This window comes from Burkholderia stagnalis, assembly GCF_902830275.1.
In the GTDB taxonomy this organism is placed as follows: domain Bacteria; phylum Pseudomonadota; class Gammaproteobacteria; order Burkholderiales; family Burkholderiaceae; genus Burkholderia; species Burkholderia stagnalis.
This window is the reverse complement of sequence record NZ_CADESW010000003.1, coordinates 275553-291485: the sequence shown is the minus strand read 5'-3', so window position 1 is coordinate 291485 and position 15933 is coordinate 275553. Positions and strand designations below refer to the sequence as shown.

Here is a 15933-nt window from a genome sequence, read left to right as displayed (position 1 = left end):
CTCGTCTCTCACAGGACTCCGCGATGTCGGCGACAAAACCCAGGCTGCGCTCCGCCCAATGGTTCGGCACGATGGACAAGAACGGCTTCATGTACCGGAGCTGGATGAAGAACCAGGGCATCCCCGATCACGAATTCGACGGCCGGCCGATCGTCGGCATCTGCAATACGTGGTCGGAGCTCACGCCGTGCAACGCGCACTTCCGCAAGCTGGCGGAGCACGTGAAGCGCGGCATCCACGAGGCGGGCGGCTTTCCGGTCGAGTTCCCGGTGTTCTCGAACGGCGAATCGAACCTGCGGCCGTCGGCGATGCTGACGCGCAATCTCGCGTCGATGGACGTCGAGGAGGCGATCCGCGGCAACCCGATCGACGCGGTCGTGCTGCTCGCCGGCTGCGACAAGACCACGCCCGCGCTGCTGATGGGCGCGGCGAGCTGCGACGTGCCGGCGATCGTCGTGTCCGGCGGGCCGATGCTGAACGGCAAGCTCGACGGCAAGGACATCGGCTCCGGCACCGCGGTGTGGAAGCTGCACGAGGCGCTGAAGGCCGGCGAGATCGACCTGCATCATTTCCTGTCCGCGGAAGCGGGCATGTCGCGCTCGGCCGGCACCTGCAACACGATGGGCACCGCGTCGACGATGGCGTGCCTCGCCGAGGCGCTCGGCGTCACGCTGCCGCACAACGCGGCGATTCCGGCCGTCGACTCGCGCCGCTACGTGCTCGCGCACATGTCGGGCATCCGCATCGTCGAGATGGCGCTCGAAGGCTTGACGCTGTCGAAGGTGCTCACGCGCGCCGCGTTCGAGAACGCGATCCGCACGAACGCGGCGATCGGCGGCTCGACCAACGCGGTGATCCACCTGAAGGCGATCGCGGGGCGCATCGGCGTGCCGCTCGAGCTCGAGGACTGGATGCGCATCGGCCGCGACACGCCGACGATCGTCGACTTGCAGCCGTCGGGCCGCTTCCTGATGGAGGCGTTCTATTACGCGGGCGGCCTGCCCGCGGTGCTGCGCCGGCTCGGCGAAGGCGGGCTGCTGCCGCATCCGGATGCGCTGACCGTGAACGGCAAGTCGCTGTGGGAGAACGTGCGCAACGCGCCGAACCACGACGACGAGGTGATCCGCCCGCTCGACCGGCCGCTGCTCGCGGACGGCGGGATCCGCATCCTGCGCGGCAATCTCGCGCCGCGCGGCGCGGTGCTCAAGCCGTCGGCGGCGAGCCCCGAACTGCTGAAGCATCGCGGCCGCGCGGTGGTGTTCGAGAACTTCGACCACTACAAGGCCACGATCGACGACGAAGCGCTCGACGTCGACGCGAACTCGGTGCTGGTGCTGAAGAACTGCGGGCCGCGCGGTTATCCGGGGATGGCCGAGGTCGGCAACATGGGGCTGCCGCCGAAGCTGCTGCGGCAGGGCGTGAAGGACATGGTGCGGATTTCCGACGCGCGGATGAGCGGCACCGCGTACGGCACGGTCGTGCTGCACGTCGCGCCGGAGGCGGCCGCGGGCGGCCCGCTCGCGGCGGTGCGCACCGGCGACTGGATCGAGCTCGACTGCGACGCGGGCACGCTGCACCTGGACATCGGCGACGACGAGCTGCAGCGCCGGCTGTCGGACGTCGATCCGGCCGCCGCACCGGGCGTCGCCGGGCAGCTCGGCAAGGGCGGCTATGCGCGCCTGTACATCGATCACGTGCTGCAGGCCGACGAAGGCTGCGACCTCGATTTCCTGGTCGGCCAGCGCGGCGCGGCGGTGCCGGGCCATTCGCATTGACGCGCGCCGACCCGATCAGGATCCGAACCATGACATCCAGCCGTTCGCCGCGTTATCGCGGCATTTTCCCCGTCGTGCCGACGACGTTCACCGACACCGGCGCGCTCGATCTCGCGAGCCAGAAGCGCGCGGTCGATTTCATGATCGACGCGGGCTCGGACGGGCTGTGCATCCTCGCGAACTTCTCCGAGCAGTTCGCGCTCGCCGACGACGAGCGCGACGTGCTCACGCGCACGATCCTCGAGCACGTCGCCGGCCGCGTGCCGGTGATCGTGACGACGTCGCACTACGGCACGGACGTCTGCGCGGCGCGCAGCCGCCGCGCGCAGGATCTCGGCGCGTCGATGGTGATGGTGATGCCGCCGTATCACGGCGCGACGTTCCGCGTGCCCGAGCCGCAGATCTTCGACTTCTACGCGCGCGTGTCGGACGCGCTCGACATCCCGATCATGATCCAGGACGCGCCGGCGAGCGGCACCGTGCTCGCCGCGCCGTTCCTCGCGCGGATGGCGCGCGAGATCGAGCAGGTCGCGTACTTCAAGATCGAGACGCCGGGCGCGGCGAGCAAGCTGCGCGAGCTGATCCGGCTCGGCGGCGACGCGGTCGAGGGGCCGTGGGACGGCGAGGAGGCGATCACGCTGCTGGCCGACCTGAACGCGGGCGCGACCGGCGCGATGACGGGCGGCGCGTATCCGGACGGCCTGCGGCCGATCCTCGTCGCGCACCGCGAAGGGCGCATCGACGACGCTTATGCGCGCTACGCGCAGTGGCTGCCGCTGATCAATCACGAGAACCGCCAGGCGGGGCTGCTCGCCGCGAAGGCGCTGATGCGCGAAGGCGGCGTGATCGCGTGCGAGCGGCCGCGCCATCCGCTGCCCGAACTGCATCCGGCCACGCGCGCCGAGCTGGTCGCGCTCGCGCGCCGGCTCGATCCGCTGGTGCTGCGCTGGGCGCGCTGACCGATCACGTACAAGGAGCGCACGATGGATTCCGTCTATTCGCTGGGCATCGTCGGCATCGGCAAGATCGCCCGCGACCAGCATCTGCCCGCGATCGCCGCCGAGCCGGGCTTCGCGCTGGCCGCGTGCGCGAGCCGTCATGCGGAACTCGACGGCGTGCGGAACTACCCGAACCTCGACGCGCTGCTCGCCGCCGAGCCCGGCCTCGATGCGGTCTCGCTGTGCGCGCCGCCGCAGGTGCGCTACGCGCAGGCGCGCGCCGCGCTCGAAGCGGGCAAGCACGTGATGCTCGAGAAGCCGCCGGGCGCGACGCTCGGCGAAGTGGCGGCGTTGCAGGCGCTCGCGCATGCGCGCGGCTGCACGTTGTTCGCGACCTGGCATTCGCGCTATGCGAGCGCGGTCGAGCCGGCGCGCGCGTGGCTCGCGACGCGCACGATCCGCGCGGTGCAGGTGCGCTGGAAAGAGGACGTGCGGCGCTGGCATCCGGGCCAGCAATGGATCTGGGAGCCCGGCGGCCTCGGCGTGTTCGATCCGGGCATCAACGCGCTGTCGATCGTCACGCAGATCCTGCCGCGCGAACTGGTGCTCGCGTCCGCGCGCCTGTTCGTGCCGCGCGACGTGCAGACGCCGATCGCGGCCGAGCTCGATTGCGTCGATACCGGCGGCGTGCCGGTGCGCGCCGAATTCGACTGGCGTCACGGGCCGCTCGAGCAATGGGAGATCGCGGTCGATACGGCCGACGGCGTGCTGGCGATCAGCGGCGGCGGCGCGCAGCTGTCGATCGCGGGCGAGCCGGTCGCATTGCCGCCGCAGCGCGAGTACCCGGCGCTGTACGCGCGCTTTCACGAACTGATCGCCGGCCGCGAAAGCGACGTCGACGCGCGGCCGCTGCGCCTCGTCGCCGACGCGTTCCTGTTCGGCCGCCGCGTCGAGACGGACGCATTCGGCCGCTGACGCATCCGCACCGCGCCGCATCGCCGTCAGCACGGCACGCGTTCGCACACATATACACACCACGGTCGACCACGGCCTGACACAAGGAGACACGACATGACCCGCACGACCCGCACGATCCGTCGACTGACCCTGCGCGCCACGCTCGCGGCGCTGTGCCTCGCGCCGCTCGGCATGCCGGGCGCGGTCCGCGCCGATGCGCCGCTGAAGATCGGCTTTCTCGTCAAGATGCCCGAGCAGGCGTGGTTCATCAACGAGCAGAGCGCGGCCGGCACGCTGGGCCAGAAGCAGGGCTTCTCGGTCGTGAAGATCGGCACGCCCGACGGCGAGAAGACGCTCGCCGCGATCGACAACCTCGGCGCGCAGGGCGTGCAGGGCTTCGTGATCTGCGCGCCCGACGTGCGGCTCGGGCCCGCGATCGCCGCGCGCGCGAAGCGCTACAACATGAAGTTCGTGACCGTCGACGACCAGCTCGTCGATTCGTCCGGCAAGCCGCTCGCGAACGTCCCGCACCTCGGGATGTCGGCGACCAAGATCGGCGGCCAGGTCGGCCAGGCGATCGCCGACGAGATGAAGCAGCGCGGCTGGAAGCCGGAGGAAGTCGGCGCGCTGCGCGTGACCAACTACGAGCTGCCGACCGCGAAGCTGCGCACCGACGGCGCGACGCAGGCGCTGCTCGCGAACGGCTTCCGCAAGGAGAACATCTTCGACGCGCCGCAGAAGACGACCGACGACGAAGGCGGCTTCAGCGCCGCCGCGCCGGTGCTCGCGCGGCATCCGAACGTGAAGAAGTGGGTGATCTTCGCGCTGAACGAGGAGACCGTGCTCGGCGCGGTGCGCGCGACCGAGCAGCTGCACATCCCGTCCGCGGACGTGATCGGCGTCGGCATCAACGGCGCGGGCGAGGCGTTCGCCGAATTCCAGAAGAAGGAGCCGACCGGCTTCTACGGCACGATCGCGGTCAGCTCGACGAACCACGGCAAGGACAGCGCGCAGAACCTCGTCGACTGGATCCGCAACGGCAAGGTGCCGCCCGCCGACACGCAGACGAGCGGCAAGCTGATGACGCGCGGCAACTGGCAGGCCGTGCGCGCCGAGCTGGGCATCTGACGACGGCCGGCGAGGGTGCGATGACGACCGACACGATCATGCAGACGGACGCCGCCGCGGCGCCGGGGCGCGCGGCCGACGCGCTGCTCGCGCTCGACGGCATCACCGTGAGCTTCCCGGGCGTGCGCGCGCTCGACGCGGTGTCGCTGGCGGTGCGCGCGGGCGAAGTGCACGGGCTGATGGGCGAGAACGGCGCGGGCAAGTCGACGCTGCTGAAGGTGCTGTCCGGCGTGAACCAGCCGCAGGCCGGCACGCTGGCGCTGAACGGCGTCGCGCAGCGCTTCGCGTCGACGCGCGCGGCGCTGGAGGCGGGCATCGCGATCATCTATCAGGAGCTGCACCTGGTGCCCGAGCTGACGGTCGCGGAAAACCTGATGCTCGGGCAGCTGCCGAACCGGCTCGGCGTGGTCGACGCGCGCACGCTGGCGGCGCGCGCGATGCGCGAACTCGAACGGCTCGGCGAGCGGCTCGACCCGGACACGCCGGTCAAGCACCTGTCGATCGGGCAGCGGCAGATGATCGAGATCGGCAAGGCGCTGATGCGCGACGCGCGCGTGATCGCGTTCGACGAGCCGACCAGTTCGCTGTCCGCGCGCGAGACCGCGCAGCTGTTCCGCATCATCCACGCGCTGCGCGCGGATGGCCGCGCGATCATCTACGTCACGCACCGGATGGAGGAGGTCTACGAATTGTGCGACCGCGTGACTGTGTTTCGCGACGGCCGCCGCATCGAGACCTTCGAAACGGTCGCCGATCTCGACCGCAACCGGCTGATCGGCTGCATGGTCGGCCGCCCGATCGCGGACGTGTACGGCTACCGGCCGCGCGCGGCCGGCGACGTGCTGATCGAGGCGAAAGGGCTGGCCGGGCCCGGGCTGTCCGAGCCCGTGTCGTTCAGCGTGTGCCGCGGCGAGATCGTCGGCTTCTTCGGGCTGGTCGGCGCGGGGCGCTCGGAGTTGATGAAGCTGCTGTACGGCGCGGCGCGGCCGAGCGCGGGCCACGTCGAGCTGAACGGGCGGCGCGTCGCGTTCGCGAGCCCGCGCGACGCGGTGCGCGCGGGCATCGCGCTGTGCCCGGAAGACCGCAAGCAGGAAGGCATCGTCGCGATCGCGTCGGTGGCCGACAACCTGAACATCAGCGCGCGCCGGCATTTCAGCCCCGCGCGGATGCTGCTCGCGCCGCGGCGCGAGCGCGAACTCGCGCAGCGCTACATCGAGCGGCTCGCGATCAAGACCCGCGACGGCGACACGCCGATCGGCGCGCTGTCGGGCGGCAACCAGCAGAAGGTGGTGCTCGCGCGCTGGCTCGCCGAACGCATCGACGTGTTCCTGATGGACGAGCCGACGCGCGGCATCGACGTGGGGGCGCGCGCGGAAATCTACAACCTGTTCTACGAACTCGCGGAAGCGGGCCGCACGGTGATCCTCGTGTCGAGCGATCTCGCCGAGGTGATCGGCGTGGCGGACCGGATCATCGTGATGAAGGAAGGACGGATCGCGGGCTGCATGACGAAGGCGCAGGCGAGCCCCGATGCGCTGATCAGGCTCGCGCTGCCGCGCTAGGGCTTGCTGTTGACACAGGAATGACGCACACGACATGAGCGATACCATGCAATCTCAACGCACTTCCTCGTCCCCGGACGCCGTCGCGCCGGCGGCCCGCGCGCGCAGCGGCGCGTGGCAACTGATCAACCGCTCCGGCATCGTGATGGTGTTCGTCGTGCTGTTCGCGACGCTGTCGCTGACCGTGCCGGATTTCCTCACGCCCCGCAACATTCAGGGCCTGCTGCTGTCCGTCACGCTGATCGGCTCGATCGCGGTGACGATGATGTTCGTGCTCGCGCTCGGTGAGGTGGACCTGTCGGTCGCGTCGATCGTCGCGTTCTCGGGCGTCGTCGCGTCGACGCTGATCACCGCGACGCACAGCGTGCTGCTCGGCACGCTGGCCGGCGTGCTCGCGGGCGGCGCGGTCGGGCTCGTCAACGGTGTGCTGATCGCGCGCTGGCGGATCAATTCGCTGATCGTCACGCTCGCGATGATGGAGGTCGTGCGCGGGCTCGCGTTCATCACGTCGAACGGCGACGCGGTGATGATCTCCGAGGAGCGCTTCTTCGAACTCGGCTCGGGCGCGTTTCTCGGCATCTCGTATCCGATCTGGAGCAACCTCGTCGGCTTCGTCGTGTTCGGCTTCCTGCTGCGCAAGACGGTGTTCGGCAAGAACGTGCTGGCCGTCGGCGGCAACGGCGAGGCGGCGCTGCTCGCGGGGCTGCCGGTGATGCGCATCAAGATCACGGTGTTCGTGCTGCAGGGGCTCGTGACCGGTTTCGCCGGCGTGATGCTCGCGTCGCGGATGAGCCTCGGCGACCCGAAGACGTCGGTCGGCCTCGAGCTCGGCGTGATCTCCGCGTGCGTGCTCGGCGGCGTGTCGCTGACGGGCGGCGTCGCGACGATCTCCGGCGTGCTCGTCGGCGTGCTGATCATGGGCGCGGTGCAGGATGCGATGAGCCTGCTGAACGTGCCGACGTTTTACCAATATCTGATACGCGGCGGGATTCTGTTGCTCGCGGTGCTGTTCGACCAGTATCGTCGCAATCAGCGGCGCGCGATGAAGATCTGACGAAAGCGCGGCCGCCCGCGAATACGACGGATATCGGGAGACGGCATGCAACAGACTCATCCGGCCGCGTCGGCGACGCTGCTGGCCGACAGCCGCAACACGCTCGGCGAAGGCGCGACCTGGTGCGATGCGACGCACGCGCTGTACTGGACGGACATCGAAGGCGCGCGGCTTTGGCGATGCCGCGCGGACGGCTCGGACCTCACGCACTGGCCGATGCCGGAACGGCTGGCGTGCTTCGCGCTGACGCACGACCCCGGCGTGCTGCTCGTCGGGCTCGCGACGCATCTCGCGTTCTTCGACCTGCGCAGCGGTGCGTTCACGCGGATCGCCGATGTCGAGCCCGAGCTGCCGACCCGGTTGAACGACGGGCGCTGCGATCCGCATGGCGCGTTCGTGTTCGGGATGAAGGACGAAGGCGGCGACCCGCCGCGCGCGGTGGGCGGGTTTTACCGGCTCAATGCGGACCTCACGCTCGAACGGCTCGCGTTGCCGCGCGCGGCGATCGCGAACAGCATCGCGTTCTCGCCGGACGGTTCGAAGATGTACTTCTGCGATTCGCTGGTGCGCGAGATTTTCGTGTGCGATTACCGCGCGGGCGGTGAGGTCGCGAACGTGCGGTCGTTCGCGCGTCTGACCGATGCGGACGGGGACCCGGACGGCTCGGCGGTCGATCGTGACGGCGGGCTGTGGAACGCGCAGTGGGGCGGTGGGCGGGTGGTGCGGTACGGGCCGGATGGCGTCGAGACGGAGCGCGTCGCCGTGCCGACGGCGCAGCCGAGCTGTGCGGCGCTCGATGGCGAAGGGCGGCTGTACGTGACGAGCGCGCGTGTCGGGTTGAGCGACGATGCGCACGCAGGCGGCGTGTTCGTCGCGCGGACGCGGTACGCGGGTTTGCCGACGGCGAGGTTCGCATTCGGGCGGGCGGTGCGCGGCTGAATGCGCGTGCTGCATGCGTGCTGGTAAGATGGCCCGCAATTCCCTCCTGCCCGCTTTATGAGCACCGCACCGACCAAGCCCGCGATTTCGAAGAACGCGAAGAACGCCACCCGCGCCGCGAGCGACAAGCCCAAAGCCCGCTCGCCGCAGCGCCTGACCTATGTGATCGGCAGCCTCGACCGGCTGCTGCGCCGACACATGACCGACGCGCTCGCGCCGCTCGGCATCACGCTCGCGCAATACACGGCGCTGTCGGTGCTGGAGGCGCGCGGCGCGTCGTCGAACGCGCAGCTCGCCGAGCGTTCGTTCATCACGCCGCAATCGGCGAACGAAGTGATGAGCGTGATGGCGAGCCGCGGCTTCGTCACGCGCGAAGCCGATCCGTCGCACGGCCGCGTGATCCTGCTGACGCTCACCGGCGAAGGCGCGGCGATGCTGCGCGAGTGCGAGACCGTGCTGCGCCCGCTCGAAAGCCGCATGCTCGGCGAACTCCCCGCCGACGACGCCGCGCACGTGCAGCGCGCGCTCGAACTGTTCGCCCGCAACCTGCGCGGCTGACGCCACCCCCAGCAAACCGCCGGTCGTCCCCCCGAAACGGAGGCCCGTAGCAGGCCGGCCGATACGGGTTTACACCGGCGTTTTTGTCGCTTGCAATATCAGGTAGCCTGATATTAAATGAAGCCGTTCGCAGCAAGGGCGCTGCGCACCGAATCGGCACTGGAACGAACGACAGGAACACATATGAGCAAGTACGACAATCGCTGGCAGACCGTCGAGGTCAACGTTGAGGCAGGCATCGCGTGGGTGACGCTGAACCGTCCGGAAAAGCGCAACGCGATGAGCCCGACGCTCAACCGGGAGATGCTGCAGGTGCTCGACGCGATCGAGTTCGACGACGACGCGAAGGTGCTCGTGCTGACCGGCGCGGGCGCCGCGTGGACGGCCGGCATGGATCTGAAGGAATACTTCCGGGAAATCGACGGTGGCCCGGACGCGCTGCAGGAGAAAGTGCGGCGCGACGCGTCGGAATGGCAGTGGCGGCGCCTGCGGATGTACGGCAAGCCGACCATCGCGATGGTGAACGGCTGGTGCTTCGGCGGCGGCTTCTCGCCGCTCGTCGCGTGCGATCTGGCGATCGCGGCCGACGAGGCGGTGTTCGGCCTGTCGGAGATCAACTGGGGCATCCCGCCCGGCAACCTCGTCAGCAAGGCGATGGCGGATACCGTCGGGCATCGCCGCGCGCTGCACTACATCATGACGGGCGACACGTTCACCGGCGTCGACGCGGCGGAGATGGGCCTGGTCAACCGCAGCGTGCCGCTCGCCGAGCTGCGCGACGCGACGATCGCGCTCGCCGCGCGCCTGATCGACAAGAACCCGGTCGTGCTGCGCGCCGCGAAGCACGGCTTCAAGCGCTCGCGCGAACTGACGTGGGAACAGTGCGAGGATTACCTGTACGCGAAGCTCGACCAGGCGCAATTGCGTGATTCGGAGCGGGGCCGCGAACAGGGGCTGAAGCAGTTCCTCGACGACAAGTCGATCAAGCCCGGCCTGCAGGCCTACAAGCGCTGACCGATACTGCCATGGAGGCATGGGACTGGAGACAACGATGACCGACAGACAAATGCTGATCGGCGGCGAGTGGTGCGCGGCGCACGACGGCCGGACCTTCGACCGGCTCAACCCGGCGACGGGCGCGCTCGCGTCGCGCGCGCCGGCCGCGGGCAACGCCGACGTCGACGCGGCGGTCGACGCCGCGCACCGCGCGTTCCCCGCGTGGGCCGCGCTTGCGCCGACCGAACGCCGCCGCCGGCTGCTGAAGGCGGCCGACCTGATGGACGCGCGCATCGACGCATTCGTCGCGGCGGGCGTCGCGGAAACCGGCGCGACGCCGGGCTGGATCGGCTTCAACGTGACCCTCGCGGCGAACATGCTGCGCGAGGCGGCCGCGATGACCACGCAGATCGACGGCGACATCATCCCGTCCGACGTGCCCGGCAATCTCGCGCTCGCGATGCGCGTGCCGTGCGGCGTCGTGCTCGGCATCGCGCCGTGGAACGCGCCGGTGATCCTCGGCACGCGTGCGCTTGCGATGCCGCTCGCGTGCGGCAACACGGTCGTGCTGAAGGCGTCCGAAGCATGCCCGGGCGTGCATGCGCTGATCGGCGCGGTGCTGCACGACGCGGGGCTCGGCGCGGGCGTCGTCAACGTCGTCACGCACGCGGCGGCCGACGCACCCGCGCTCGTCGAACGGCTGATCGCGCACCCGCACGTGAAGCGGATCAATTTCACCGGTTCGACGCACGTCGGGCGCATCATCGCGCGCCATGCTGCCGCGCACCTGAAACCGGTGCTGCTCGAACTCGGCGGCAAGGCGCCGGTGCTCGTGCTCGACGATGCGGATCTCGACGCCGCGGTCGACGCGATCGCATTCGGTGCGTTCTTCAACCAGGGGCAGATCTGCATGTCGACCGAGCGCGTGATCGCCGCGCGATCGATCGCCGATGCGCTCGTCGAACGGCTTGCCGCGAAGGCGCGCACGCTCGTCGCCGGCGATCCGCGCGCGGGCCATGCGCTCGGCACGATGGTCGACGCGGCCGCGGCCGCACGCGCCGCGTCGCTCGTCGAGGACGCGCGGCTGCACGGCGCGCGCCTGCCGCTCGGCTGCCGGGTCGACGGCGCGGTGATGCAGCCCGCGATCGTCGACGGCGTGACGCCCGACATGCGGCTGTACCGCGAGGAATCGTTCGCGCCGGTCGTCGCGATCCTGAGCGCGGACAGCGACGACGATGCCGTCGCGCTCGCGAACGACAGCGAGTTCGGCCTCGCGGCGAGCGTGTTCAGCCGCGACATTGCGCGCGCGATGGCGGCGGCGCGGCGGATCGAATCGGGGATCTGCCACATCAACGGCCCGACCGTGCACGACGAGGCGCAGATGCCGTTCGGCGGCGTGAAGGCGAGCGGCTACGGCCGCTTCGGCAGCCGCGCGTCGATCGGCGAATTCACCGAGCTGCGCTGGGTCACCGTGCAGACCGCGCCGCGTCACTACCCGATCTGAGAGGAACACGATGAACGCATCGATGACCTCGCCCGTCACGGACACGGATCGTCACGCCGGTGGCGCGCGCTATCGCGCGGTGGCGGTCGCGCAGGGCGACGCCGAGATCCGCCGCGACGCCGACGGCACCTGGCGGCTGCACGCGCGGGAAGCGCTCGGCGCGTATCCCGACCGCCTGACCGACTGCCTCGTGCGCGGCGCACAGGCGCATCCGGACCGCGTGCTCGCCGCGCGCCGCGGCGAAGACGGCCGCTGGATCGAGATCACCTACGCGCAGATGCTCGAGCGCGCCCGTGCGCTCGGGCAGGGCCTCGCCGATCTCGGGCTGTCGGCCGAGCGGCCGCTCGCGGTGTTGTCCGGCAACGATCTCGAACACCTGCAGCTGATGTTCGCGGCGATGCTCGCCGGCGTGCCGTACGCGCCGATTTCACCCGCGTATTCGCTCGTGTCGACCGACTACGGCAAGCTGCGCCACACGCTCGGCGTGCTGCGGCCGGGCGCGGTGTTCGTCGCCGATGCCGGCGCGTTCGCGCGCGCGCTCGATGCGGCGCTGCCGGCCGATGCGACGCTGATCGTCGCGCAGGGCGGTGCGGCTGGTGCGGCGCACACGCGCGACGCCGTGCCGTTCGAACGCCTGCTCGGCACCGCGCCGCGCACGATCGACCTGATCCACGAGACGATCGGCCCGGACCATATCGCGAAGATCCTGTTCACGTCCGGTTCGACGAAGCGGCCGAAGGCCGTGCCGACCACGCACCGGATGCTGTGCAGCAACCAGCAGATGCTGCGCCAGACGATGCCGGAGCTGACGCGCGAGCCGCCGGTGCTGGTCGACTGGCTGCCGTGGAATCACACGTTCGGCGGCAGCCACAACCTCGGCATCGCGCTGTACAACGGCGGCACGCTGTATCTCGACGACGGCCGCCCGGTGCCGGGCCGTTTCGACGAGACCGTGCGCAACCTGCGCGAGATCGCGCCGACGATCTACTTCAACGTGCCGAAGGGCTGGGAAGAACTGACCGCCGCGCTCGAACGCGACGCCGCGCTGCGCGACACGTTCTTCTCGCGCGTGAAGCTGTATTTCTTCGGCGGCGCGGGGCTCTCGCAAGCCGCGTGGGACCGGCTCGACCGCGTGACCGAAGCGCATTGCGGCGAGCGCATCCGGATCATGGCGGGCCTCGGGATGACGGAAACGTCGCCGTCATGCCTGTTCACGACCGGCCCGCTGATGCGCTCGGGCTACATCGGCCTGCCCGCGCCCGGCTGCGACGTGAAGCTCGCGCCGTGCGGCGGCAAGCTCGAGCTGCGCTTCAAGGGGCCGAACGTGATGCGCGGCTACTGGCACGCGGACGTCGACCCGCGCGACGTGTTCGACGACGAAGGCTATTACCGCAGCGGCGACGCGGCGGTATTCGCTGACCCGGCGCGGCCGGAATTCGGCCTGCAGTTCGACGGGCGGCTGACCGAGGATTTCAAGCTGAGCACCGGCACGTTCGTCAGCGTCGGGCCGCTGCGCGCGCAGGCGGTGTCGAGCGGCGCGCCGTACGTGCAGGATGTGGTCGTGACCGGGCTCAACCGCGACGACATCGGCATGCTGGTGTTTCCGCGTCTCGACGCCTGCCGCGTGCTGGCCGGGCTCGATCGCGACGCGCCGGCGGCGGACGTGCTGCGTGCGCCGGCGGTGCGGGCGGCGTTCGCCGACTGGCTCGCACGGCTCAATCGCGGCGCGACGGGCAGCTCGACGTTCGTTGCGCACATTCGCGTGATGGAGACGCCGCCGTCGCTGGACCTCGGCGAAGTGACCGACAAGGGCTCGCTGAACCAGGCGGCCGTGCAGCAGCATCGCGCGGCGGCGATCGACGCGCTCCATGATCCGGCACGCCCCGATCCCGACGTGATCCACGCATAAGCGTCGGCCGGCCGGCAGACATACCGGCCGGCCTTTTTTACGGCCAGAGAATCAGGCAGCCTGATAAAAGCTGCCGTTCAACCAGGAGACAGCGCGTTCGTTCGCCACTGGCCGGCGGCGCTCGCGCGGGATCGGCGCAAACGCCGGTCGACGGAAGAGGAGACGAGATGAACACCTATGTTGCCGAGAAGCCGGCCGTCGCGACCACGCTCGCGCTGTGCTTCGCGATCGCCCTGCTCGAAGGGCTCGACCTGCAATCGGTCGGCGTCGCCGCGCCGCGCATGGCGCGCGAGTTCGGGCTCACGGTGTCGCAAATGGGGCTCGCGTTCAGCGCGGGCACGTTCGGCCTGCTGCCCGGCGCGATGCTCGGCGGGCGCCTTGCCGACCGGTTCGGCCGCAAGCGCGTGCTGATCGCATCGGTCGTGCTGTTCGGGCTGCTGTCGATCGCCACCGCGCAGGTGTCGAGCTTCGCGATGCTGGTGGCCGTGCGCGTGCTGACCGGCATCGGGCTCGGCGGCGCGATGCCGAACCTGATCGCGTTGTCGTCCGAGGCGGTCGAGCCGCGTGCGCGCAGCAGCGCGGTGGCCGCGATGTATTGCGGGATTCCGTTCGGCGGCGTGGTCGCGTCGCTGATCGGCGTGCTGCTCGCGGGCGACACCGAGTGGCGCCACATCTTCTACGTCGGCGGCGCGGGGCCGCTGCTGCTCGTGCCGCTGCTGATCGGCATGCTGCCCGAATCGCGCGCGTACCTCGACGTCGCCGGCACCGGCGCGGCCCGCGCGAGCGTCGCGCACACGCTGTTCGGCGGCGGCCGCACGCTCTCCACGCTCGCACTGTGGATCAGCTACTTCTGCACGCTGATCGTCCTGTATTTCCTGCTGAACTGGCTGCCGTCGCTGATGGCGGCGCGCGGGCTCGACCGCGCGCATGTCGGCCTCGTGCAGATCTGCTTCAACGTCGGCGGCGGGCTCGGCGCGCTCGGCATCGGCGCGGCGCTGGACCGGATGCGCGCGCAGCGCGTGGTCGGCGGCATGTACGCGGGGATCGTGCTGTCGCTCGCCGCGCTCGCGGCCGCGCCGGGCTTCGCGTCGCTCGCGGCGGCCGCATTCGCGGCCGGCATGTTCGTGATCGGCGGCCAGTCGGTGCTGTACGCGCTCGCCGCGATCTACTACCCGACCGCGATGCGCGGCACCGGCGTCGGCACGGCGGTGGCCGTCGGCCGGCTCGGCTCCGTCGTGGGGCCGCTCGCCGCCGCGCAGCTGCTCGCGATGGGCCGCAGCGCGTCGGTCGTGATCGGCGCGAGCATCCCCGTCACGCTGGTGGCCGCCGCGGCCGCGCTGCTGTTGATCCGGCGGCCGCGGGCGGGCGACTGATGTTCGATTTTTTCATGCGCGCCGTCAGAGCGCGCGATTACTCAAGGTCTGGAGACACCTCAACATGAAATCGACGACAACGCGCGGCCTGCTGGCCGCCGGCGCATGCTGCGCCCTCGCCGCGCCGGGCGCGCACGCGCAATCGAGCGTGACGCTCTACGGCATCATCGACACGGGCATCGAATACGTGTCGCACGCGAACGCCGCCGGCGATCACGTGGTGCGCATGCCGGCCGTGACGGGCGAACTGCCGTCGCGCTGGGGGCTGCGCGGCGCCGAGGATCTCGGCGGTGGCTACCAGGCGGTGTTCACGCTGGAAAGCGGCTTCAATGTGCGCGGCGGCGATCTCGGGCAGGGCGGGCGGCTGTTCGGACGGCAGGCGTTCGTCGGGCTGAAGGGCGGCTTCGGCACGCTCGCGTTCGGCCGCCAGTACACGATGACCTACCTCGCGCTGCAGGGTGCGGACATCATCGGCCCGGACATCTACGGGCTCGGCTCGCTCGATGCGTACGTGCCGAACGGCCGCGCGGACAACGCGGTGACCTACATCGGCACCTATCGCGGCGTGACGCTCGGCGCCGCTTATTCGTTCGGCCGGGACGGCGCGGGCACCGGCAACTCGCCGGGGCAGGGCACGTGTGCGGGGCAGGTGCCCGGCAAGGCCGCCGAATGCCGCAACTGGTCGGCGATGCTCAAGTACGACAGCGCGTATTTCGGCGCGGCGGCGTCCTACGAGGAGCAGCGCGGCGGCGCCGGCGCGGCCGCGAACTTCTTCGACGGCGTCGCGCCGGCCGCATTCACGAGCAGCGCGGGCAAGGACGCACGCGTGCACGTCAGCGCGTACGCGCAGGCGGCGGGCGCGCGGTTCGGCGCAGGCTGGATCGGGCGGCGCGTGTCGACCGGCTCGCCGGCCTCGCCGGGTGCGCATTCCGACCTGTTCTTCGTCGGCGCGTCGTATGCGGTCAGGCCGGATGTCGTCGTCGACGGCGAGGGCTACCGGATCGTCAACCGCGCGCACGACACGCGCGCGACGATGGCGACGCTGCGCGCGACCTATCTGCTGACCAAGCGCACGTCGGTCTATGCGCAGAGCGCGTACCTGTGGAACAGCGCGCACGCACGCTACGCAGTGAGCGGCGGCGGCCCCGGCACGACGCCGGGCGCGGGCATGGGGCAGCTCGGCGCGATGGTCGGCGTCAAGCACATGTTCTGAACTGCCGGCACGGCGAACGGGAGACAC

Annotated in this window: 13 protein-coding genes; all 13 read left to right on the top strand. The window is 70.5% G+C overall.

The features are described 5' to 3' along the window. Positions 1–23 precede the first annotated feature (23 nt). The 13 genes from HWY45_RS08335 (at position 24) to HWY45_RS08275 (ending at position 15906) form a co-directional block, all read left to right on the top strand. Complete coding sequence (locus HWY45_RS08335) at positions 24–1775, top strand: IlvD/Edd family dehydratase (protein ID WP_059879140.1); 1752 nt, start codon at positions 24–26, stop codon at positions 1773–1775. Between the two features lie 29 nt (positions 1776–1804). Further along, the gene (locus tag HWY45_RS08330) at positions 1805–2734 is read left to right on the top strand and encodes a dihydrodipicolinate synthase family protein (RefSeq protein ID WP_059810801.1); all 930 of its coding nucleotides are present in this window, start codon (positions 1805–1807) and stop codon (positions 2732–2734) included. A 24-nt stretch (positions 2735–2758) separates the two neighbouring features. After that, positions 2759–3688, top strand: a complete 930-nt coding sequence (locus HWY45_RS08325) for a Gfo/Idh/MocA family protein (protein ID WP_059879143.1) — start codon at positions 2759–2761, stop codon at positions 3686–3688. Between the two features lie 96 nt (positions 3689–3784). Beyond that, positions 3785–4798 carry an arabinose ABC transporter substrate-binding protein gene (locus tag HWY45_RS08320; protein WP_059879146.1) on the top strand — a complete coding sequence of 338 codons (1014 nt, stop codon included), beginning with the start codon at positions 3785–3787 and terminating at the stop codon, positions 4796–4798. 20 nt (positions 4799–4818) lie between these two features. Further along, entirely contained in the window at positions 4819–6360 is a 1542-nt protein-coding gene (araG, locus tag HWY45_RS08315) for an L-arabinose ABC transporter ATP-binding protein AraG (RefSeq protein ID WP_059879149.1), read from the top strand. Between the two features lie 34 nt (positions 6361–6394). Further along, positions 6395–7414 carry an L-arabinose ABC transporter permease AraH gene (araH, locus tag HWY45_RS08310; RefSeq protein WP_059879152.1) on the top strand — a complete coding sequence of 340 codons (1020 nt, stop codon included), beginning with the start codon at positions 6395–6397 and terminating at the stop codon, positions 7412–7414. A 45-nt stretch (positions 7415–7459) separates the two neighbouring features. After that, entirely contained in the window at positions 7460–8353 is an 894-nt protein-coding gene (locus HWY45_RS08305) for an SMP-30/gluconolactonase/LRE family protein (RefSeq protein ID WP_059879155.1), read from the top strand. A gap of 57 nt (positions 8354–8410) precedes the next feature. Then, complete coding sequence (locus HWY45_RS08300; protein WP_059879159.1) at positions 8411–8911, top strand: MarR family winged helix-turn-helix transcriptional regulator; 501 nt, start codon at positions 8411–8413, stop codon at positions 8909–8911. Between the two features lie 183 nt (positions 8912–9094). Next, complete coding sequence (locus HWY45_RS08295; RefSeq protein ID WP_059565034.1) at positions 9095–9925, top strand: p-hydroxycinnamoyl CoA hydratase/lyase; 831 nt, start codon at positions 9095–9097, stop codon at positions 9923–9925. 37 nt (positions 9926–9962) lie between these two features. Further along, positions 9963–11411 carry an aldehyde dehydrogenase gene (locus HWY45_RS08290; RefSeq protein WP_059879162.1) on the top strand — a complete coding sequence of 483 codons (1449 nt, stop codon included), beginning with the start codon at positions 9963–9965 and terminating at the stop codon, positions 11409–11411. A 10-nt stretch (positions 11412–11421) separates the two neighbouring features. Beyond that, entirely contained in the window at positions 11422–13320 is a 1899-nt protein-coding gene (locus HWY45_RS08285) for a feruloyl-CoA synthase (RefSeq protein WP_059879167.1), read from the top strand. Positions 13321–13487: 167 nt separating this feature from the next. Beyond that, positions 13488–14693: a 3-(3-hydroxy-phenyl)propionate transporter MhpT gene (mhpT, locus tag HWY45_RS08280; protein WP_059879170.1), complete on the top strand. Its 1206-nt coding sequence runs from the start codon at positions 13488–13490 to the stop codon at positions 14691–14693. Between the two features lie 64 nt (positions 14694–14757). Next, entirely contained in the window at positions 14758–15906 is a 1149-nt protein-coding gene (locus tag HWY45_RS08275) for a porin (RefSeq protein WP_059879172.1), read from the top strand. Positions 15907–15933: the final 27 nt, after the last annotated feature.

Bases quoted from the DNA above. Each gene is read 5' to 3' on its own strand.
- HWY45_RS08335 (WP_059879140.1), top strand. From the start codon at position 24: ATGTCGGCGACAAAACCCAGGCTGCGCTCCGCCCAATGGTTCGGCACG.
- HWY45_RS08330 (WP_059810801.1), top strand. From the start codon at position 1,805: ATGACATCCAGCCGTTCGCCGCGTTATCGCGGCATTTTCCCCGTCGTG.
- HWY45_RS08325 (WP_059879143.1), top strand. From the start codon at position 2,759: ATGGATTCCGTCTATTCGCTGGGCATCGTCGGCATCGGCAAGATCGCC.
- HWY45_RS08320 (WP_059879146.1), top strand. From the start codon at position 3,785: ATGACCCGCACGACCCGCACGATCCGTCGACTGACCCTGCGCGCCACG.
- araG (WP_059879149.1), top strand. From the start codon at position 4,819: ATGACGACCGACACGATCATGCAGACGGACGCCGCCGCGGCGCCGGGG.
- araH (WP_059879152.1), top strand. From the start codon at position 6,395: ATGAGCGATACCATGCAATCTCAACGCACTTCCTCGTCCCCGGACGCC.
- HWY45_RS08305 (WP_059879155.1), top strand. From the start codon at position 7,460: ATGCAACAGACTCATCCGGCCGCGTCGGCGACGCTGCTGGCCGACAGC.
- HWY45_RS08300 (WP_059879159.1), top strand. From the start codon at position 8,411: ATGAGCACCGCACCGACCAAGCCCGCGATTTCGAAGAACGCGAAGAAC.
- HWY45_RS08295 (WP_059565034.1), top strand. From the start codon at position 9,095: ATGAGCAAGTACGACAATCGCTGGCAGACCGTCGAGGTCAACGTTGAG.
- HWY45_RS08290 (WP_059879162.1), top strand. From the start codon at position 9,963: ATGACCGACAGACAAATGCTGATCGGCGGCGAGTGGTGCGCGGCGCAC.
- HWY45_RS08285 (WP_059879167.1), top strand. From the start codon at position 11,422: ATGAACGCATCGATGACCTCGCCCGTCACGGACACGGATCGTCACGCC.
- mhpT (WP_059879170.1), top strand. From the start codon at position 13,488: ATGAACACCTATGTTGCCGAGAAGCCGGCCGTCGCGACCACGCTCGCG.
- HWY45_RS08275 (WP_059879172.1), top strand. From the start codon at position 14,758: ATGAAATCGACGACAACGCGCGGCCTGCTGGCCGCCGGCGCATGCTGC.